Origin of the sequence: Plantimonas leprariae (assembly GCF_008802405.1) — a bacterium.
GTDB classification, from domain to species: domain Bacteria; phylum Pseudomonadota; class Alphaproteobacteria; order Rhizobiales; family Rhizobiaceae; genus Plantimonas; species Plantimonas leprariae.
Genome location: NZ_VZDO01000004.1, coordinates 232,646 through 252,390 on the forward strand (window position 1 = coordinate 232,646; position 19,745 = coordinate 252,390).

Annotated in this window: 14 protein-coding genes; 11 read left to right on the forward strand and 3 right to left on the reverse strand. The window is 67.4% G+C overall.

Annotation, left to right across the window (positions count from 1 at the left end):
• The first annotated feature begins 124 nt into the window (after positions 1-124).
• The 7 genes from lpxC (at position 125) to F6X38_RS07560 (ending at position 9,755) form a co-directional block, all read left to right on the forward strand.
• Positions 125-1,072 carry a UDP-3-O-acyl-N-acetylglucosamine deacetylase gene (gene lpxC, locus F6X38_RS07530; protein WP_150968982.1) on the forward strand — a complete coding sequence of 316 codons (948 nt, stop codon included), beginning with the start codon at positions 125-127 and terminating at the stop codon, positions 1,070-1,072.
• Between the two features lie 227 nt (positions 1,073-1,299).
• On the forward strand, positions 1,300-2,172 hold the full coding sequence (locus F6X38_RS07535) for an outer membrane protein assembly factor BamD (RefSeq protein ID WP_161992653.1): 873 nt from the start codon (positions 1,300-1,302) through the stop codon (positions 2,170-2,172).
• Positions 2,173-2,569: 397 nt separating this feature from the next.
• Complete coding sequence (gene recN, locus F6X38_RS07540) at positions 2,570-4,243, forward strand: DNA repair protein RecN (RefSeq protein ID WP_150968983.1); 1,674 nt, start codon at positions 2,570-2,572, stop codon at positions 4,241-4,243.
• 80 nt (positions 4,244-4,323) lie between these two features.
• Complete coding sequence (gene ligA / locus F6X38_RS07545) at positions 4,324-6,813, forward strand: NAD-dependent DNA ligase LigA (protein ID WP_150968984.1); 2,490 nt, start codon at positions 4,324-4,326, stop codon at positions 6,811-6,813.
• A 55-nt stretch (positions 6,814-6,868) separates the two neighbouring features.
• Positions 6,869-7,741 (forward strand): 3'-5' exonuclease, encoded by an 873-nt coding sequence (locus tag F6X38_RS07550; protein ID WP_150968985.1) that lies wholly within the window; start codon positions 6,869-6,871, stop codon positions 7,739-7,741.
• 127 nt (positions 7,742-7,868) lie between these two features.
• The gene (locus F6X38_RS07555; RefSeq protein WP_150968986.1) at positions 7,869-9,245 is read left to right on the forward strand and encodes a class II 3-deoxy-7-phosphoheptulonate synthase; all 1,377 of its coding nucleotides are present in this window, start codon (positions 7,869-7,871) and stop codon (positions 9,243-9,245) included.
• A 33-nt stretch (positions 9,246-9,278) separates the two neighbouring features.
• The gene (locus F6X38_RS07560; protein WP_150968987.1) at positions 9,279-9,755 is read left to right on the forward strand and encodes a hypothetical protein; all 477 of its coding nucleotides are present in this window, start codon (positions 9,279-9,281) and stop codon (positions 9,753-9,755) included.
• Between the two features lie 4 nt (positions 9,756-9,759).
• Here the strand turns inward: F6X38_RS07560 and F6X38_RS07565 are convergent, their stop codons facing one another.
• Positions 9,760-10,377, reverse strand: a complete 618-nt coding sequence (locus F6X38_RS07565) for a DedA family protein (protein WP_150968988.1) — start codon at positions 10,375-10,377, stop codon at positions 9,760-9,762.
• Positions 10,378-10,728: 351 nt separating this feature from the next.
• Here F6X38_RS07565 and gltX point away from each other — a divergent pair, with 351 nt between their 5' ends.
• Positions 10,729-12,114, forward strand: a complete 1,386-nt coding sequence (gene gltX, locus F6X38_RS07570) for a glutamate--tRNA ligase (protein ID WP_150968989.1) — start codon at positions 10,729-10,731, stop codon at positions 12,112-12,114.
• Positions 12,115-12,158: 44 nt separating this feature from the next.
• On the opposite strand, the gene F6X38_RS07575 is transcribed toward gltX, so the two are convergent.
• The gene (locus F6X38_RS07575; RefSeq protein ID WP_150968990.1) at positions 12,159-14,510 is read right to left on the reverse strand and encodes an NADP-dependent malic enzyme; all 2,352 of its coding nucleotides are present in this window, start codon (positions 14,508-14,510) and stop codon (positions 12,159-12,161) included.
• 48 nt (positions 14,511-14,558) lie between these two features.
• Positions 14,559-15,548, reverse strand: coding sequence for an N-acetyl-D-Glu racemase DgcA (dgcA, locus tag F6X38_RS07580; RefSeq protein ID WP_150968991.1), 990 nt, complete (start codon positions 15,546-15,548; stop codon positions 14,559-14,561).
• A gap of 176 nt (positions 15,549-15,724) precedes the next feature.
• On the opposite strand from dgcA, the gene F6X38_RS07585 reads away from it, so the two are divergent.
• Genes F6X38_RS07585 through F6X38_RS07595 form a run of 3 tightly spaced genes read left to right on the forward strand, consistent with a single transcriptional unit; the run spans position 15,725 to position 19,703 of the window.
• Positions 15,725-16,918: an ABC transporter permease gene (locus F6X38_RS07585; protein ID WP_150968992.1), complete on the forward strand. Its 1,194-nt coding sequence runs from the start codon at positions 15,725-15,727 to the stop codon at positions 16,916-16,918.
• Position 16,919: 1 nt separating this feature from the next.
• On the forward strand, positions 16,920-17,753 hold the full coding sequence (locus tag F6X38_RS07590) for an ABC transporter ATP-binding protein (RefSeq protein ID WP_150968993.1): 834 nt from the start codon (positions 16,920-16,922) through the stop codon (positions 17,751-17,753).
• Between the two features lie 3 nt (positions 17,754-17,756).
• Positions 17,757-19,703, forward strand: coding sequence for an MlaD family protein (locus F6X38_RS07595; protein ID WP_150968994.1), 1,947 nt, complete (start codon positions 17,757-17,759; stop codon positions 19,701-19,703).
• The last annotated feature ends 42 nt before the right edge of the window (positions 19,704-19,745 follow it).

Genomic DNA, 19,745 nt, shown 5'->3' on the forward strand with positions numbered 1-19,745 from the left:
GGAAATCAAGACTTTCGGGGGTTTGTCTCGCGGGACGGAGGCAAACCGAAGCAAAGCGGAAGTCGAGCGTCGGGACCCGGGCTTGGGCCCTCTCGACGCGGATTGGCGTAAGGAACTGCTTGGCGTGATCATTTACCAGCAGACGATCGGGGGAAGGGTCGATTTCGCCGGTATCGGCGTCCACAGCGGTGAACCGGTCCAGCTCTCCCTGATCCCTGCTGATTCCGACAGCGGCATCCTTTTCAAGATCAGGTCCGATTGTGGCGCGATCAGGTCGGTGGCGGCCGTTTCCGCCAACGTTCCCGCGACCGATCTCTCCACCATCGTCGGCACGCCCGGAGGCGTACATGCGGCGACGGTCGAGCACTTGATGGCGGCCCTTTACGCCATGAACGTCGATAACGTCGTGGTCGAGATCGACAGCGGCGAAGTGCCGATCATGGACGGCTGCTGCGAGGCTTTCGTGGAGGCCATCGAGCGCGTCGGGCTGGTCAAGCAGGATGCCAAGCGCCGCTACATCCGTGTCGTCCGGCCGGTGCGCGTCGAGACCGCGAACGGCTGGGCCGAGTTCGTGCCGCACTACGGCAGCCGCTTCGAGATCGAGATCGATTTCGCGACGAAGGCCATCGGCCGTCAGGCGTTTTCCGGCGAGCTCACCGCTTCGATGTTCAAGGCGGAACTGGCGCGGGCCCGTACCTTCGGCTTCATGAAGGATGTGGAACGCCTTTGGGCTTCCGGGCATGCCCTCGGGTCGTCGCTGGACAATTCGGTGGTGATCGGCGACGACGACCGCATCATCAATCCGGACGGGCTCCGCTACCCGGACGAGTTCGTCCGCCACAAGACGCTCGACGCGGTCGGCGACATCTCGCTCGGCGGTGGTCGCATCCTCGGCTGCTATCGCTCGTTTCGCGGCGGTCACAAGCTGAACGCCCTCGCACTGCAGGCTCTGCTGCGCGATCACTCCGCACACGACATCGTCGAACTGCCGGCTCGTCGCCGCGACATCGTCCGCCATTCGCCGCTGATCGCCGCGGTCGCCGCGCCGGCCTACGGCCCGCAGACGCTTTAGACTCCGCCGCCTTTCCTCGATTGGTGACGATCTGCCGCCGTTGGACGCTAGACTTCCGACGCGGCGGCAGGCGAAGCAACGCGCCTGATGATTGCTTGCGTCATGTCGTTTCCAGACGATGCGTCATAAAAAAGGCGTCATAAAGCTTTTCTCGAAGATTGTGGGTTCGCGGCGGCTGACATAGAACGCGGCGGTCACGAGGGGACGATCAGGGGAAAATCGCAGCCATGCGCAGCATGTCGATGCGGGCGTCGTTCGTCCGTCTGTCCATCTGCCTCGCCGCCGCGGTCGGCGCGACGACGCTTTCGGGCTGTCTGTTCGGCGGCGGCAAGGACGATGTCGACCCGCTGGCGCTCGCGGCGCAGACCGAGCCCGCCGACCAGCTCTACAATCAGGGGCTCGCCAATCTCGAAGGCGGGCGTCTCGGCGAGGCGACGAAGAAGTTCGACGCGATCGACCGCCAGTATCCCTATTCCGAGTGGGCGCGCAAAGCGCTGGTGATGCGCGCCTTCGCCTCGTACCGGAACGGCGACTACGATACGGCCGTGACCTCCTCGAAGCGCTATCTCGCCACCTATCCCGGCACGTCCGAGGCGGCCTACGCCCAGTACATCCAGGGCCTTGCTTACTTTCGGCGGATCCCCGACGTGACACGCGACCAGCGCGACACCGCGCGCGCCGTCGCCGCTATGCAGGAAGTGGTCGATCGCTATCCCGACTCCGAATACGCCGAGGATGCGCGCTCCAAGGTGCGCGTCGCGCGCGACCAGCTCGCCGGCAAGGAGATGCAGGTCGGTCGCTATTACCTGGAGCGGCGCGAGTATCTCGCCTCGATCAATCGCTTCAAGACCGTGATCGAGACCTATCCGAACACCCGGCACGTTGAGGAGGCGCTGTCCCGCCTGACCGAAGCTTATTACGCCATGGGCCTCACCCAGGAGGCGCAGGCATCGGCCTCCGTGCTCGGACAGAACTTCCCCGATTCGCAATGGTACAAGGACTCCTACGCGCTTCTGGAGTCCAAGGGTCTGAAGCCGCAAGCAGGCGGCAGCGACTCGTGGTTCGCGAAGGCCGCAGGACTCATCACCGGTCGCGGTTGAGGCCGCCGCTTTGAAATCGGGCGCGAACTGATCTATCTTGGCGGAGTAGATGGCGGTCGAAACCGCCATCCACGTTGCTAGAGAATGAATTGGACCCGGAGCGTCACTCGCCAGTGTCTCCGGGTTCTTTTCATCTCAAGCGTGACGGTCAGCGGTAGAAACCACATCGCATCACCTCCGGTTCGAGAGCGAGGCCGTTGCCGCAGCCGGGGTGGCCCATCCTCCCCGGTCGCACCGCTGGCTCGGTGCGGGCTGCTTTCGCGCTCGAATGCACCCGGTCTAGCCGAGACGTCTTAACCGCCGGTTCGCTCGCAATTCCGCTTTCTGAAGCCGCCTCCAGAACCTATCTTCCCGTCGCTTGCCTTCAATCGCGTCCTGGACTAGCGACTCGGCTCCTATGCTTGTTCACCTTTCGATCCGCGATATCGTGCTGATCGAGCGTCTCGACCTGTCGCTGAAGGATGGTCTGTCGGTGCTGACCGGCGAGACCGGCGCCGGCAAGTCGATCCTGCTCGATGCGCTGTCGCTCGCGCTTGGCGGACGCGGCGACGGCGGCCTCGTGCGTCATGGCGCGAAGCAGGGCGAGATCACGGCTGTGTTCGATCCGCCCGCCGCGCATACCGTCCGCCGGCTCCTGGTCGAGAACGGCTTCGACGACGACGGCGACGTGATCCTCCGCCGCATCCAGAATGCCGACGGCCGCACGCGCGTCTTCGTCAACGACCGCCCATCGAGCGTCGCCCTGATGCGCGACATCGGCGCGGCGCTGGTCGAGATCCACGGCCAGCACGACGACCGGGCGCTGGTGGACCCGGAGGCGCATCGCACGCTGCTCGACGCCTATGGCGGTCTTGGCACCGAGGCCGCCGCCGGCTCCCGCGCCTATGCCGAGTGGCGGGACGCCGAAGGCGAACTCGTGCGCCACCGCGCGAAGGTGGAAGCTGCTGCTCGCGAGGCGGACTATCTGCGCGCAGCGGTAGAGGAACTCTCGGAACTTCAGCCCCTGGCCGGCGAGGAGGAGGAACTCGCCGAGCGTCGTCAGGTGATGATGAAGTCCGAGAAGATCGCGACCGACGTCAACGACGCCTTCGAGGAACTCTCCGGCAACGCCTCGCCGATCCCGGCGCTGGCCGGGCTGCTGAAGCGCCTCGACCGAAAGAAGGACGAGTTGCCGGGTCTGCTCGACGAGCCGATCGAGCGGCTGGACACCGCGCTGGACGCGCTGTCCGACGCGCAGATGGGGTTGCAGGCGGCGCTGCGCAGCCTGGAATACGATCCGCGCGCGCTGGAACAGTGCGAGGAGCGGCTGTTCGCCCTGCGCGCCGCCGGCCGCAAGTATTCGCGCGCGGTGGACGACCTGCCCGAGCTCGCTGCCAAGATGATCGGCGACCTCGCGGACCTCGATGCCGGCGAAGCGCGGCTCGCACAGCTTTCAGTCGAGGTGGCGGAGCGCCGCGCCGTGTTCGATCGGATCGCGGCCGATCTGTCGGGCAAGCGCCATGAAATTGCCAAGCACCTTGAAGACGCCGTGATGGCCGAGTTGCCGGACCTGAAGCTGGAGCGCGCCGCCTTCGTCGTGGAGATGAAGACCGACGCCGAGAAGCCGTCCGCCGCCGGCATCGATACGGTCGAGTTCTGGGTGCGCACGAACCCCGGCACGCGGCCGGGGCCGATGATGAAGGTGGCGTCGGGCGGTGAGCTCTCGCGTTTCCTTCTGGCGCTGAAGGTCGCGCTCGCCGACAAGGGGTCCGCGCCGACGCTCGTCTTCGACGAGATCGACACGGGTGTCGGCGGCGCGGTGGCGGATGCGATCGGCCGGCGGCTGGCGCGTCTCGCGAGCCGCGTGCAGGTGCTGTCCGTCACGCATGCGCCGCAGGTGGCGGCGCGCGCGACGACGCATCTCCTGATCTCGAAGTCGGAAAGCGAGGCCGAGCAGGGCCGGGTGGCGACGCGCGTCGCGGCGCTGGAGGCCGCGAACCGCACGGAGGAGATCGCGCGGATGCTCGCCGGCGAGAGCATCACGAAGGAGGCGAGGGCGGCGGCGAAGCGTCTGATCGGCGCTTCCGCCTGACGACTCCATCTTCACGTTTCGCGGTCTAGAATCCCGGCGACCGCCGGGCGTCGCGTCCGGCACGCATCGGCAGGGCACGGATGGCGAACGGCAAACCCGTCGAGGAACTGACGGCGGACGAGGCGGCGGAGGAGCTTGAACGCCTCGCCGCGACGATGGCCGAGTACGATCGCCTCTACTACGAAGAGGACGAGCCGGCCGTTTCCGACGAGGAATACGACGCACTCCGCGAGCGCAATCTCGCCGTCGAAGCGCGCTTCCCCGACCTGGTTCGCGGCGACTCGCCGTCGCTGAAGGTCGGCGCGGCGCCGTCGGCGAAGTTCAGGAAGATCCGCCATGCGCTGCCGATGCTGTCGCTCGACAACGCCTTCTCGGACGAGGACGTCGCGGATTTCGCCAGGCGGGTGCGGCGCTATCTGAAGCTGAAGGACGACGCGCCGCTCGCCATCACCGCCGAGCCGAAGATCGACGGCCTTTCGCTGTCGCTGCGCTACGAAAAGGGTCGGCTGGTGTCCGCCGCGACCCGCGGCGACGGCGCGGTCGGCGAGGACGTGACCGCGAACGCCCGGACGCTGCCGGACATCCCGAACCGGCTCCACGGCGAGGCACCGGACATCTTCGAGGTGCGAGGCGAGGTCTACATGACCCATGCCGACTTCGCCGCGCTGAACGAGCGTCTGGCGAAGGGCGACGATCCGGCGGCGGAGGAAGCGGATGAGCCCGCATCCGCTGCCGCTCCCGCGAGGAAGGTGCGGCAGTTCGCCAACCCGCGCAACGCGGCGGCAGGCTCGCTGCGCCAGAAGGACCCGGAGGTGACCCGCTCGCGCCCGTTGCGCTTCTTCGCCTATGCCTGGGGCGAGGCGAGCGAGGTGCCGGGCAGGACGCAGTCGGAAGTCGTGGCCGCGGTCGGAGGCTTCGGCTTCCCGATCAATCCGCTGATGATGCGCTTCGACGACATCGGCGGCCTGATCGAGCACTACCGCTCGATCGAGGCGCAGCGCGCGACGCTTGGCTACGACATCGACGGCGTCGTCTACAAGGTCGACGACCTCGCCCTGCAGAACCGGCTCGGCTTCGTGTCGCGTTTCCCGCGCTGGGCGATCGCGCACAAGTTCTCGGCGCAGAAGGCGACGACCGTGGTGCGCGAGATCGTCATCAATGTCGGGCGCACCGGCAAGCTCGCGCCGCTGGCTAAGCTGGAGCCGGTGACGGTCGGCGGCGTCGTGGTCTCGAACGTGACGCTGCACAACGAGGACTACATCGCCGGCAAGGATGCCGACGGCGCGCCGATCCGCGAGGGCAAGGACATCCGCATCGGTGACACGATCGTCATCCAGCGCGCCGGCGACGTGATCCCGCAGGTGCTGGACGTGGTGCTGGAGAAGCGCCCCGCCGGCGTCGAGCCCTATCGCTACCCCGACCGTTGCCCGGAATGCGGCTCGAAGGCCGTTCGCGAGATCAATCCGCGGACGGGCAAGCTCGATTCGAACCGCATGTGCACGGCGGCGCTCACCTGCCCGGCGCAGGCGAAGGAGGGGCTGAAGCACTTCGTCTCGCGCAACGCATTCGATATCGAGGGGCTCGGCGAGACGTTCATCGAGACGCTGTTCGATGCCGGCCTCGTGCGTCAGCCGGCGGACATCTTCCGCCTGCCGTTCGAACCGCTGCGCGCGGCGATCGAGGCGCGCCGGCGCGAGCTTTCCGAGGCGCGCCGCCACGCCGACGGCAAGGAGGAGCCTGCGAAACCCGCGAAGAAGGCCGAAACGACGAAGGCGATCGGGAACCTCCTCGCCGGCATCGACGCGCGCCGCGAGGTGCCGTTGGAGCGTTTCGTCTTCGCGCTCGGCATTCCCGAGATCGGCGAGACGAGCGCCAAGGCGCTGGCGCGCAAGTTCGAGGACGTGACGGCGTTGATCGCCGGCATCGACGCGGCAGCCAGGGCCGAGGCGAGCGACGCGTGGACCGAACTCGGCACGGCGAGGACGATCGGCGGCGGCACGTTCGAGCGCATGATGGCGCTCGATGCGACGACGCTCGCCGACGAGGCTTGGGACCCGTACAAGGACGCCGGACTCGCTCTGAAAGCCAACCAGCGGGTCGCGCTGCGGGAGCGCTTCGGCGAGGAGCCGGCGGCCCTGCGCGAGGCGATCCGACAAGCGCAGGCGGGCGCGCCGGGCGAGGCCTATCTCGACCTCGCGAAGGACGGCGATCTCGGGCCGGTCGCGACGCAATCGCTGATCAACTTCTTCGGCGAGCGGCACAATCGCGAGGCCGTCGAAGCGCTGCTCGCCGCGGGCGTTTCCACGACGAACGAGCGCCCGAAGGTGCCGTCCGCCTCGCCCGTCGCCGGCAAGACGCTGGTCTTCACCGGCTCACTGGAGCGGATGGCGCGGCCCGAGGCGACGAAGCGGGCGGAATCCCTCGGTGCGAAGGTCTCCGGCTCGGTATCGAAGAAGACCGACCTCGTCGTCGCCGGCCCCGGCGCGGGGTCGAAGCTCGGCGATGCCGAGAAGCACGGCGTCAAGGTCATCACCGAGGAGGAATGGCTTGCCTTGATCGGCGAAGGCTGATTCATCATCTCTCCGCAGCCCGGTATTTCCAATTGCCGGGCCCGGAAGCTTTCGCATGACAACCGTCGTCGCCATCGATTTCGAGACCGCCAACCGCTCGCCCACCAGCGTCTGCGCGGTCGGCCTCGCCTTCATTGAGGACGGCGAGGTCGTCCACCGTGCCTACAGCCTGATCCGGCCGCGCGACATGGCGTTCGATCCGATGAACATGCGCGTCCACGGTATCCGGCCGACGGACGTGCTGGACGCGCCGGAATTCCCGGACGTGTGGGGGGAGTTCGGCGACCGGATCGACGGCGCGCTGGTGCTGGCGCACAACGCCTCGTTCGACGTGCGCGTGCTCGGCGCGTCGCTTGCCGCCTACGGCCTGCCGGCGCCCGCCTTCCGCTCGTTCTGCACCGTGTCGATGGCGCGCCGCCTGTGGCCGGACGAGCCGAGCCGCCGCCTGTCGGCGCTGGCAGCGAAGTTCGCGGTCCGCTTCACCCATCACCATGCGGGCGAGGACGCCTACGCCTGCGCGTACATCGCGCTGCAGGGGGTGCGCGAAGCGGAGGCGATCGACGTGCTCGATCTCGCCGAGTCGATGGAACTGGCGAAGCCGGTTCGCGCCGTGGCGGCGCAGAGGCAGGGCGGCATCGCGGCGCGGGCGCTCGCCGCGCGCAACGCGCCGGCCTCGCGCGACGATCTCCTGCGCTTCCGCGTGGCGGGCTCGAAGGGCACGCCCTACGACATGCTGCTGCGGGTCGACGGGCGAGGGGAGCGGACGCTGTTCTGCTCCTGCCCGGGCGCGAAATTTCGCGGCGAATGCCGGCATACGAAGGCGCTGCTGGCCGGCGACCATCGGGCCCTCATCGTCGGGTCGCAGGACGAGGGGCGGCACCTCTCGTCGATCCTCTCGGCGCTGCTCTTCGTGGCCGAAGCCGCCTGATCCCGGCGTCCATCGGCGGCCGGATGACAAAAGCGCTTCTGCGTGCTTAAAGCCGCCTCGTTCAGAACCGCGCTGATGGCAACGAGGAACGCGGCAAGCGGCCAGGAACGGCCGGAAGGTTGAAGTCATGGCCAAGGAATGGACCCCGAAGAGCTGGCGTGGCATGCCGATCGAGCAGGCGCCCACCTATCCGGACCTCGCCGCCCTGGCCGATACCGAGAAGCGGCTTTCCAGCTTTCCGCCCCTCGTTTTTGCAGGTGAGGCGAGGAAGCTGACCCGCGCGCTCGGGGAGGTCGCCGAAGGTCGCGGGTTCCTGCTTCAGGGCGGCGACTGTGCCGAAAGCTTCGCCGAGCACGGGGCGGATAACATCCGCGACTTCTTCCGCGCCTTCCTGCAGATGGCGGTGGTGCTCACCTTCGCGGCTTCGCAGCCGGTGGTGAAGGTCGGGCGCATCGCCGGCCAGTTCGCCAAGCCCCGCACCGCGCCGACCGAGACGAAGGGCGACGTGACGCTGCCGATCTATCGCGGCGACATCGTCAACGGCATCGAGTTCGACGAAACCTCGCGCGTGCCGAATCCCGAGCGGCAGCTCGAAGCGTACCGCCAGTCGGCGGCGACGCTCAACTTGCTCCGCGCCTTCGCGCAGGGCGGCTACGCCAACCTCGACAACGTCCATCAGTGGATGCTCGGCTTCATCTCCGGCTCGCCGCAGGGCGAACGGTACGGCAGCTTGGCCGACCGCATCTCGGAGACGATGAACTTCATGCGCGCCATCGGCATCACCGCCGATACGCATCCCTCGCTGCGCGAGACGGACTTCTTCACCAGCCACGAGGCGCTGCTTCTCGGCTACGAGGAAGCGCTGACCCGCGTCGATTCCACCTCCGGCGATTGGTACGCGACCTCCGGCCACATGATCTGGATCGGCGACCGGACCCGGCAGTTGGAGAACGCGCATGTCGAGTTCTGCCGGGGCATCAAGAACCCGCTTGGGCTGAAATGCGGCCCCTCGCTGGAGCCGGACGCGCTGCTGCGCCTCATCGACGTGCTGAACCCGCAGAACAAGCCGGGCCGGCTGACGCTGATCACGCGCTTCGGCCACGAGAAGGTGCAGGCGCACCTGCCGAAGCTGATCCGCGCGGTGGAGCGGGAAGGGCGGAAGGTGGTCTGGTCGTGCGATCCGATGCACGGCAACACGATTTCGGTGAACGGCTACAAGACGCGGCCCTTCGACCGCATCCTCCAGGAGGTCGAGCGCTTCTTCGAGGTCCATCACGCGGAAGGCACCCATGCCGGCGGCATCCACATCGAGATGACCGGCAAGGACGTGACGGAATGCACCGGCGGCTCGCGCATGGTCTCGGCCGACGATCTTTCGGACCGCTACCACACGCATTGCGATCCGCGCCTCAACGCCTACCAGGCGCTGGAACTCGCCTTCCTCGTCGCGGAACTGCTGAAGAAGGACGTCGCGGCCCAGCCGAAGCAGGCGGCGAACTTCTAAGTAGCGCGTAATCCACATGCTGAAGACGGAGCAATGAGCCTCGGCGCCGGTCTGCTGATGTCAAGGTCGAACCCCTTGACGCTTGCGGGCTTGACGTTGCTGGTCTTCGGCTCCGCCTTGTTGGTGCGCGGCTTCGTCGGCATGGCAAACACCCGACCGCTCGTCGGCGACGTGGTTCAGCTGAGCGGTCGCGTCGTGAAGGTGGACTTTCGAAACGTCTCGTCTCCCAAGTTCGGGGCGATGGAGCGATATCGTATGATCGAGGTCACGTTGCCGGATGGTAGCGCGGCCCTGATCAAGGACGATGCCCTGGGTTTCCAGCAAACCTTCATCGGGGAACTCGTCCCAGTGCTGTACGACGCGGATCAGAATCTATTGCGCATAAGACGGCCGAACGCAGACATGCGTCGCCGCGGCATCGATACGGCGCTGGGCGGTCTGACGCTTCTCTTGGCGGGGTTGGCCTGCTTCGCGGCATTCATGCTGATGCCGCAACAGCCTACGCCGTAGCTTCTTACCGTGCTCGGTCGTTCGCCTCTTCCTTCTGGCGCTCGGCCTTTGTCGTGAACAGCGCTGGGCCCCATTGCCGCCAGGCGAACCAGATCGCCAGCGCGGCCGCGATGACGCCGAGCGTGATGCCGACGGCGTGCTCCATCATCTCCAGCCGCGCGAAGACGAGGTTGATCGCGGAGCCGAAGACGTAGCCGAGCGACGTGAAGATGCCGGCCCACAATCCCGCGCCGACGAGATTGAGGAGCATAAAACGCACGATCGAGATGGACGACAGGCCGAGCGCGATCAGCCCCGGCATGCGCAGGCCGTAGATGTAGCGGTTCACGATCACGAAGAAGGCGTGGAACTTGTCGACGAGCCGGATCGCCTTGGCGAATTTCGGCTTCGTCTTCCAGCGCCGCACCCAGCGATGGTTGGAGAAGAAGCGCGCGAACAGGAACACCGCCGAGTCGCCGCAGAACGAGCCGACGAAGGCGAGCGCCACGATGAATTCGAGCGAGTAGGAGCCGCGATAAGCGAGGAAGCCGCCGATGATCGCGAAGACTTCGCCTTCGAAGAACGTGCCGATCAGGACGATGACCGGACCGAACCTGCTGACGAGATCGAGTATTTCGTACACGAACGCTCCGTAGCGATTCGATCGCAGACCGCGGCTTCGCGCCGACGCGTTCCTATGTCAGGAGGAATGCCGATTTTGCAATCGTCCGGGCCGCATTAGAGTGCCTAACAGAACTCCTGGGCGGAGGGCCGGCGAGGGATTTTTCGTTCCCGGGAGGAGCCGAGCGCAGCCCATGCAGCGCATGGGCGAGCATCGGCGACGATGCGGGAGCGGAAAAGACCCGCCGGACCGATCCCAGGGGTTCTGTTAGGCACTCTTAGTCCGGCGAAGCCGGGTATCGCCCCGATCCGGCCGCTGGAGTGCCGGTTTCGAGACTGCTAGACGCGGCGTCGAACAATGCGCGCGAGCCCCATGCCCAACCGTCCGACCGTCCGCTTCGCTCCGTCGCCGACCGGCTACCTCCATATCGGCAACCTCAGGACCGCGCTGTTCAACTGGCTCTACGCCAAGGTGGAGGGGCGGGAGGGCACGTTCATCCTGCGCTACGACGACACCGACCGCGAGCGCTCGAAACCGGAGTACGCGGAAGTGATCGCCACCGATCTCGAATGGATCGGCATCCGCCCGGACGTGGTCGTCCGGCAGTCGGACCGGCTGGAACTCTACCGAGCGGCGGCGGCGCGGCTGCGCGAGGCCGGGCTGCTCTATCCCTGCTACGAGACACCGGACGAATTGGAAACGAAGCGCAAGCGCCTGCTGGCGCGCGGCCTGCCGCCGGTCTACGGCCGCGAGGCGCTGCGGCTGTCGGCGGAGGATCGCGCGCGGCTGGAAGCCGAGGGCCGCCGGCCGTACTGGCGCTTCCTCCTGCCGAACTTCGACGGCGAGCCCTTCGCGCAGCAGCGGACCGAGATCCACTGGCAGGATCTCGTGCTCGGCGAGCAGACGGTCGACCTCGCCTCGCTGTCGGATCCCGTGCTGATCCGCGCCGACGGCAACGAGCTCTACACCTTCACCTCCGTCGTCGACGACGGCGACATGGGCGTGACGCACGTCATCCGCGGCGGCGACCACATCACCAATACCGGCGTTCAGATCGCGCTGCTCCAGGCGCTCGGCTACGAGGTGCCGACCTTCGGCCACCACAATCTCCTGACGACGATCGACGGCGAGAGCCTGTCGAAGCGCTCCGGCGCTCTGTCGCTCCGCTCGCTGCGCGGGGCCGGCGTGCAGCCGATGGCCGTCGCCTCGCTGGCTGTCCTCACCGGCATGTCGGGATCGATCGAGGCGGCATCGAATCTGCCCGAACTCGGTGCACGGCTCGACCTGTCGACCGTCTCGGCCTCGGCATCGAAGTTCGACCCGGCGGAACTCGACCGCCTGTCGGCCGAGATCACGCATCGGCTGGAGCCGGGCGACATCCGGACGGAACTCGAAGCGATCGGCGTTCCGCCAGAAAGCGTCGAGGCATTCTGGCACGCCGTCCGCGCCAACTGCGTCAAGATGGCGGATGCCGCCGAGTGGCGGGCGGTTGTCTTCGGTGGCTCGCCGGTCCGGCCCGACCTTGGCGAGGACGACAGGCAGTTCACGCGTGAGGCCTTCGATCTGCTGCCGGACGAGCCGTGGGACGAGCGCACCTGGAAAGGCTGGGCGGACGCCGTGAAGGCCGCCACCGGGCGCAAGGGCAAGGCGCTGTTCATGCCCCTGCGCATCGCGCTGACCGGTCTCGATCATGGCCCGGAGCTGGCGAGCCTCCTGCCGCTGATCGGCCGCGAGCGGACGCTTAAGCGGCGACCTTAGGTCGGACGAAGGAGGGCGCTCGTCCGCCGGACGGAGCGCCGGCTTCACGCCTTCTGCACGGCCTCCGCGACGGCGATCGCCGCCATGTTGACGATGCCGCGCGAGGTGACGGACGGGGTCAGGATGTGCGCCGGCTGCCGGACGCCGAGCAGGATCGGCCCGACATGCAGCGCGTCGGTCATCACCTTCACCACGTTCATCGTGATGTTCGCCGCGTCGAGGTTCGGGAAGATCAGCAGGTTCGCGTCGCCCTTGAGGTGTGACGTCGGCATCACCCGCTGGCGGACGCTTTCCGACAGCGCCGAATCGCCGTGCATCTCGCCGTCGATCTCGATGTTCGGCGCGCGCTCCTGGATCAGCTTCAGGGCGCGCCGCAGCTTGCGCGTCTCCTCCGTGTCGTCGGTGCCGAAATTCGAATGGGAGACCAGCGCGGCTTTCGGCGTGATGCCGAAGCGGCGGATCTCGGCCGCCGCCAGCACCGTCATCTCCGCCAAGTCCTCGGCGCTCGGATGGCGCTGCACGTAGGTGTCGAGGAAGAACTTCGTGTCGGACTGGGTGATCAGCATCGACAGCGCCGCGAACTTCGACACGCCGTCGGCGAAGCCGAGGATCTGGCTGATATTGCGGATGTGCGGCGAATAGTTGCCCTCCAGCCCGCAGATCATCGCGTCCGCCTCGCCGCGCGACACGGCGACGGCGGCGATGACGGTGTTCGAGGTGCGCACCAGCGCCCGCGCGGTATCCGGGTTAATGCCCTTGCGGCCGACCTTCGAGAAGTAGTGGTCGACATAGTCGCGGTAGCGCGGGTCGTCCTCGGGGTTCACCACCTCGAAGTCGGTCTTCGGCCTGATGCGGAGGCCGTAGCGCTCCAGCCGGCTGGCGATCACCGACGGACGGCCGACGAGAATCGGCACGCCGATCTCCTCCTCCAGCACCACCTGCGTCGCGCGCAGCACCCGCTCGTCCTCACCTTCCGCGAAGATGACGCGCTTGCCCGAGCCGCGCCCCATCTGGAAGATCGGCTTCATGATGAGGCCGGTGCGGAACACGAAGCGGTTCAGCCGGTCGAGATAGGCGCCGTGGTCTTCGATCGGCCGTGCCGCGACGCCCGTCCGCTCCGCCGCCTTCGCCACTGCCGGCGCGATCTTCAGGATCAGCCGCGGGTCGAAGGGCGAGGGGATCAGGTATTCCGGCCCGAACAGCGGCGTTTCCGACCCGTAGGCCTTCGCCGCCACTTCCGAAACCTCCTCGCGGGCGAGCGCCGCGATGGCGTCCACCGCCGCGACCTTCATCTCCTCGTTGATCGAGGTCGCCGCGCAGTCGAGCGCGCCGCGGAAGATGTAGGGAAAGCAGATGACGTTGTTGACCTGGTTCGGGAAGTCCGAGCGGCCCGTGCAGATCATCGCGTCCGGCCGCACCTCGCGGGCAAGCGCCGGCATGATCTCCGGCGTCGGGTTGGCGAGCGCCAGCACCAGCGGTTTCGCCGCCATCTTCTTCAGGTATTCCGGCTTCAGCACGCCGCCGGCGGAAAGGCCGAGGAAGACGTCCGCGCCGTCGATCGCCTCTTCGAGCGTGCGAAGGTCGGTCTGCTTCGCATAGACCGCCATCCAGCGGTCGATGCGCGCGGGGCGGCCTTCGTAGACGACGCCGTCGATATCCGTGCAGACGATGTTCTCGACCTTCGCCCCGAGCGCCACGAGGAGGTTCAGGCACGCGATCGCCGCAGCGCCCGCCCCGGAGGAGACGATCCTGACGTCCTCGATCCGTTTACCCGCGAGTTCCAGCGCGTTGCGGACCGCCGCCGCGACGATGATCGCCGTCCCGTGCTGGTCGTCGTGGAAGACCGGGATGCCCATGCGCTCGCGCAGGCGCTCCTCGACCTCGAAGCATTCGGGCGCCTTGATGTCTTCGAGGTTGATGCCGCCGAAGGTCGGCTCCAGCGCGGCGACGACGTCGACGATGCGGTCGATCTCCTGCGCGTCGATCTCGATGTCGAAGACGTCGATATCGGCGAACTTCTTGAAGAGCACCGCCTTGCCTTCCATCACCGGCTTCGAGGCGAGGGGGCCGATATTGCCGAGACCGAGCACGGCCGTGCCGTTGGACAGGACGGCGACGAGGTTCTGCCGGCTCGTATAGTCGGCCACCGTCTGCGGGTTCTTGGCGATCTCGCGGCAGGGCGCGGCGACGCCGGGCGAATAGGCGAGCGCGAGGTCGCGCTGGTTGCCGAGCGTCTTCGTCGGCTGGATCGCGAGTTTCCCCGGCTTCGGGTGGAGGTGGTAGAACAGCGCCTGCGCGTCGAGATCGCCGTTCGCCGGCCTGTCGCTTTTCGCGCGATCCTCCGCCGGCCGCCGAACCTCGTTCTGCAGAGCCGAGTTCTCGACGCGATCGTTCATGGGGCAACCTCCGATGCCGGCGTCTTAAACCGTTTTGCGCGCCGGCCTCTAGCCCCAAAGCGCCGACGAGGGCGGCGAAACCGTGGAGCCGGCATAGATCAGCCCGTCCGGCCGGTCACGCTTCATCAGGAGCGGTCCGTCGAGGTCCACGAAATCGGCGCCTTGCGCGATGAGCATCGCCGGCGCCATGGCGAGCGACGAGGACACCATGCAGCCGACCATCACGCCGAACCCTAGCTGGCGCGCTTCCCGCACCAGCACCAGCGCTTCCGTGAGGCCCCCTGTCTTGTCGAGCTTGACGTTGACGCAGTCGTAGCGGTCCGCCAGCGCCGCGAGATCGGACGTCTGGTGCAGCGATTCGTCGGCGCAGATCGGCACCGGGTGCGGGATGCCGGCCAGGACCGCGTCCGCGCCGGCGGGGAGGGGCTGCTCCACCAGCGCCGCCCGCACTTCGGCGGCGACGAGCATGTTCGCGCGGATGTCGCCCGGCGTCCAACCCTCGTTGGCGTCGAGGATCAGGCGCGCGACGGGGCTCGCCGCCCGGACCGCGCGGATGCGCTCGGCGTCCCGGCCGTCGCCGCCGCCGACCTTCACTTTCAGGAGCGTGCGGTCCGCCACCGCGAGGGTCGCCACCGCCATCTCGTCGGGCGCGGCGAGCGAGATCGTGTAGGCCGTTTCCAGCGCCTGCAGGTCGCCGATTCCCGCCAACCCGGCGACCGCGCGGCCGGCAAGCTTGGCCTCGAGATCCCAGAGCGCGCAGTCGACCGCGTTGCGCGCCGCGCCGGCCGGCATGAAGCGCTGGATGTCTTCGCGCGACGCGCCGGCTTCGACCGCCTCCCGTGCCGCTTCGATCTGGGCGCGGACGCTCTCGACGCTCTCGTCGTAACGCGCGTAGGGCACGCATTCGCCGCGCCCGGATCGACCCGCTTCGGAAATCTCCGCGACCACCACCACCGCCTCGCGCTTCGAGCCGCGCGCGATGGTGAAGACCTGCGCGAGCTCGAACCCCTCCACTGTGACCGAAACACGACGCGGCATCGGAAATCCTTTCCCGGCTGGGACTTTGCTGAGGGCCGCGCCATGACAGCACCATGCAAGGATGGTTAACGTCCGCACGGCTTGGAGTCCGCGCTTCGCGACGCGGCTCCGGGTTCCCCTGTTTCCGCCAGCCGAGCGGCGACGGCAAGGCCGCGAGCTTCGAAAGACGACCACGCATGCTGGATCCGAAGGACGAGGAAGCGCCGGCAGGCGGCGACGGCGCGATGGGCCGTCGCGCGGCCCCGCCGTCGCTCACGGCCGAGAAGGCCGACGGCGGCGTCGTCCTGCAGCTTTCCGGCGACTGGCTGGCCCGCACGATCGGCACGGTCGAGAAGACGGTCGACGACACGCGCGAGGCCGACCTCGGCTCGAAGATCGCGGTGGATGTCGGCGATGTCGGCCGGATCGATACCGCCGGCGCGTTCTTGGTCGAAAGCCTCGTTCGGACCATCGGCGAGAAGGGCGGCTCGGTGGAGCTGCGCGGGGTCGACGAGGAGAACGCGCTGTTCAAGGCGGTGCGCGAGGCGATCGAGCGCGAACGCCCGGAGCCGCCGGGGCGCGGGCCGATGCTGTGGACGCTGCCGCTGGAGGCGATCGGCCGCGGCATGTACGCCATCAAGGACGAGATCGTCCTCGGCCTGAACATCGTCGGCGCGTCCATCTACGGCGCGGGCCGCCGCGTCACCGGGCAGACGCAGGTGCGGCTTGCCGCCATCGTCAACCAGATGGATCGAATGGGCGTGCGCGCGGTGCCGATCATCGCGCTGATGAGCTTCCTGATCGGCGGCATCATCGCGCAGCAGGGCGCGTTCCAGCTCCGCTCCTTCGGCGCGGAAATCTTCGTGGTCGATCTCGTCGGCATCCTGCAACTGCGCGAAATCGGCGTCCTCATCACCGCAATCATGATCGCCGGCCGCTCGGGCAGCGCCATCACCGCCGAGATCGGCTCGATGAAGATGCGCGAGGAGGTCGACGCCCTGACCGTCATCGGCCTCAACCCGATCGGCGTTCTCGTCTTCCCGCGCCTCGTCGCCCTGACCCTCGTCCTGCCGCTGCTCGCCTTCATCGCGGACATCGCCGGCATCGCCGGCGCGATGGTGACGACCTGGACCTATATCGGCATCCCGCCAGCGGCCTTCATCCAGCGCCTGCGCGAATCGATCGACGTCGCGACCATCTTCGCCGGACTGATCAAGGCGCCGTTCATGGCGATCATCATCGGCATCGTCGCCTCCTCGGAGGGGATGAAGGTCGGCGGCAGCGCCGAAAGCCTCGGTCTCCACGTGACGGCGTCGGTGGTGAAGTCGATCTTCCTCGTCATCGTGGTCGATGGCGTGTTCGCGATCTTCTACGCCTCCATCGGCTACTGACATGGCGGAAACGGAAACCAGCGAGCGCCCGACGGACGACGACGTGATCATCCGCGTGCGCGGCGTCGACGTCAGCTTCGGGCTGAAGCAGATCCTGAAGGACTGCAACCTCGACGTGAAGCGCGGCGAGATCCTCGGCTTCGTCGGCGGCTCGGGCATGGGCAAATCGGTGCTCTTGCGCACCATCCTCGGCCTCAACCAGAAGCAGGCCGGTACGATCGAGGTGTTCGGCGTCGATTACGAGAAGGCCAGCGACGAGGAGCGCCTCGCGGTGGAGCAGCGCTGGGGCGTGCTGTTCCAGCACGGCGCGCTGTTCTCGTCGCTGTCGGTCATGGAGAACATTCAGGTGCCGATGCGGGAATACCTCGATCTCTCGCCGAAGCTGATGGACGAGCTTGCCCGCCTGAAGATCGACCTCGTCGGCCTGCAGCCGGACGCGGCGCACAAGTACCCGTCCGAGCTTTCGGGCGGCATGATCAAGCGCGCGGCGCTGGCCCGCGCGCTCGCGCTCGATCCCGACATCGTCTTTCTCGACGAGCCGACTTCCGGCCTCGACCCGATCGGCGCGGCGGAGTTCGACGAGCTGATCATGACGCTCAGGGACACGCTCGGCCTCACCGTCTACATGGTGACGCACGATCTCGATTCGCTGTTTCAGGCCTGCGACAGGATCGCGGTGTTGGGTCAGAAGCGTGTCCTGGTCGAAGGTCCGCTCCAGACGATGCTCGAATTCGACGACCCTTGGGTCAAATCGTACTTCCACGGCAAGCGCGCCCGCACGGTGGTGACACCGGAACACGGCGAGGCGTCGATGGCCGAGAGACAAGAGAACTGACCCATGGAAACCCGCGCGAACTACGTTCTCGTCGGCGCCTTCACGCTTGTCGTCCTCGTTGCCGGCTTCCTGTTCGTCTACTGGACGGCCAACGTCGCCAATCAGGATAGCCGCGTCGAGCTGCTGGTGCGCATCGAGGGGTCGGTGAACGGCCTGTCCGTCGGCAGCCAAGTGCTGTTCAACGGCCTTCGCGTCGGCGACGTGCGGAACCTCCGGATCGACCCGAACGACCCGCGTACCGTGATCGCAACGACGCGCGTCGACGGCACGACGCCGATCACCACCTCGACCCGCGCGACGATCGGCTTCGCCGGCCTCACCGGCCAAGCGTTCATCGAGTTGAAGGGCGGCTCGGTGAACGAGCGCAACATCATCCAGTACGCGCAGGAGCAGGGCGCGGTGCCGGTCATCCGCGCCGACCCGTCCGACGTCACCGACATCCTCGCGACCGCCAAGGACATCGCCGACCGGGCGAACAACATCCTCGGCCAGTTTGAGGCGGTCGTGAACGACATCGGGCCGGCGGTGCGCACCACGGCCGACAACATCACGGCGACCTCCGGCAACGTCCGCCGCTTCACGGACACGCTCGCGAACAATTCCGACAACCTGCAGAACTTCCTCGCCAGCGCCGGCCGCCTGGCCGATTCCGCCAATACGGTCGCCACGGAACTGCCGTCGACCGTTCGTGCCGTGCGCGGCGTGGTGGAGGCAGTGAACCCTCAGGACGTGCGGGATACGCTGAACAACGTCGCCGTCGTCACCGCGAAGCTGCGCGAGAAGAACGGCGACATCGACACCATCTTCGAGTCCGCCCGGACCGCCGCGGCCGCCATCGGCCGGGTCGGCGACGCGATAGACCGCAACACGCCGAGCGTTGATCGCCTGATCGCCAATCTCGGTCCCTTGAGCGACAACGCGACCCGCGTCGCCGCCAACCTCAACCAGACCGTCGACCGGACGAATCAGGTTCTCGCCAGCATCGACGGCGACAGCGTGCGGCGGACGGTCGACAACGTCACGGCGCTCAGCCAGACGCTGCGCGACCAAGCCGGCAACATCGGGGGGCTGGTCGAATCGGCGCAGAGCGCCGTGCGCTCCTTCGGCCGCGTCGGCGACGTCTTCGCGGCGAACGCGCCGGACATCGATCAGCTTCTCGATCGGCTCGGGCCGATCAGCGCCGACGCGCAGCGCATCGCGGCCAACCTCAACCAGACCGTCGACCGCGCCAACGGCATTCTCGCCGGCGTCGACACGCAGAAGATCAACCAGACGGTGGATCAGGTTTCGAGCTTCGTCGCGGCTATCAACGCGAAGACGCCGACGATCCAGTCGGCGATCGACGTCGCCGAAAGCACGCTGCGCACGATCGACCTGACCGTCGGCAACTTCAACGGCACGCGCGAGCACGTCGACCAGATCCTCAGCGGCATCAACCCGGACACGATCACCCGCGCCGTGAACAATGTCGGGCAGGCGACCGACAACGTCGCGCGGGCGGCAGACTCGGTGGCGCGCGTCGCCAACGACGTCGGCAACCGGCGCGACGACATCAACGCCATCATCACGGATGCCCGCGAGACGACGCGGAAGGTCAACGAGGCGTCGACGCGGCTCCAGTCGGTCCTCGCCTCCGCCGACCGCTTCCTGAACGAGGATTCGACCAACGGCCTCGTGCAGCGCGCGACGACCTCGCTCGCCGCCGTGCAGGACGCCGCCAACCGCGTCGGCAGCGCGGCGACCGCGCTGAACAACCAGATTGGCCCGATCTCCTCGAGCATCCAAGGCTTCACCGACCGCAGCCTGCCGGACATCCGCAACTTCATCGGTGCGGCGACCAGCACGGTGAACAAGGTCGGTGCCGCCGTCGATTCCCTCTCGTCCAACCCGCAGCGCATCCTGTTCGGCGGCGACGAGATCAAGCAGTACAACGGCAGGACTCGCCGTTGAGCCGTTCGCCGATCAACAACGACGCGCGATCGCCGGCTCGTG

Coding starts and splice junctions, on each gene's coding strand:
- F6X38_RS07560 (WP_150968987.1), top strand. CDS start 9,279: ATGAGCCTCGGCGCCGGTCTGCTGATGTCAAGGTCGAACCCCTTGACG.
- dgcA (WP_150968991.1), bottom strand. CDS start 15,548: ATGCCGCGTCGTGTTTCGGTCACAGTGGAGGGGTTCGAGCTCGCGCAG.
- F6X38_RS07555 (WP_150968986.1), top strand. CDS start 7,869: ATGGCCAAGGAATGGACCCCGAAGAGCTGGCGTGGCATGCCGATCGAG.
- F6X38_RS07585 (WP_150968992.1), top strand. CDS start 15,725: ATGCTGGATCCGAAGGACGAGGAAGCGCCGGCAGGCGGCGACGGCGCG.
- gltX (WP_150968989.1), top strand. CDS start 10,729: ATGCCCAACCGTCCGACCGTCCGCTTCGCTCCGTCGCCGACCGGCTAC.
- F6X38_RS07575 (WP_150968990.1), bottom strand. CDS start 14,510: ATGAACGATCGCGTCGAGAACTCGGCTCTGCAGAACGAGGTTCGGCGG.
- F6X38_RS07590 (WP_150968993.1), top strand. CDS start 16,920: ATGGCGGAAACGGAAACCAGCGAGCGCCCGACGGACGACGACGTGATC.
- F6X38_RS07550 (WP_150968985.1), top strand. CDS start 6,869: ATGACAACCGTCGTCGCCATCGATTTCGAGACCGCCAACCGCTCGCCC.
- recN (WP_150968983.1), top strand. CDS start 2,570: ATGCTTGTTCACCTTTCGATCCGCGATATCGTGCTGATCGAGCGTCTC.
- ligA (WP_150968984.1), top strand. CDS start 4,324: ATGGCGAACGGCAAACCCGTCGAGGAACTGACGGCGGACGAGGCGGCG.
- F6X38_RS07535 (WP_161992653.1), top strand. CDS start 1,300: ATGCGCAGCATGTCGATGCGGGCGTCGTTCGTCCGTCTGTCCATCTGC.
- F6X38_RS07595 (WP_150968994.1), top strand. CDS start 17,757: ATGGAAACCCGCGCGAACTACGTTCTCGTCGGCGCCTTCACGCTTGTC.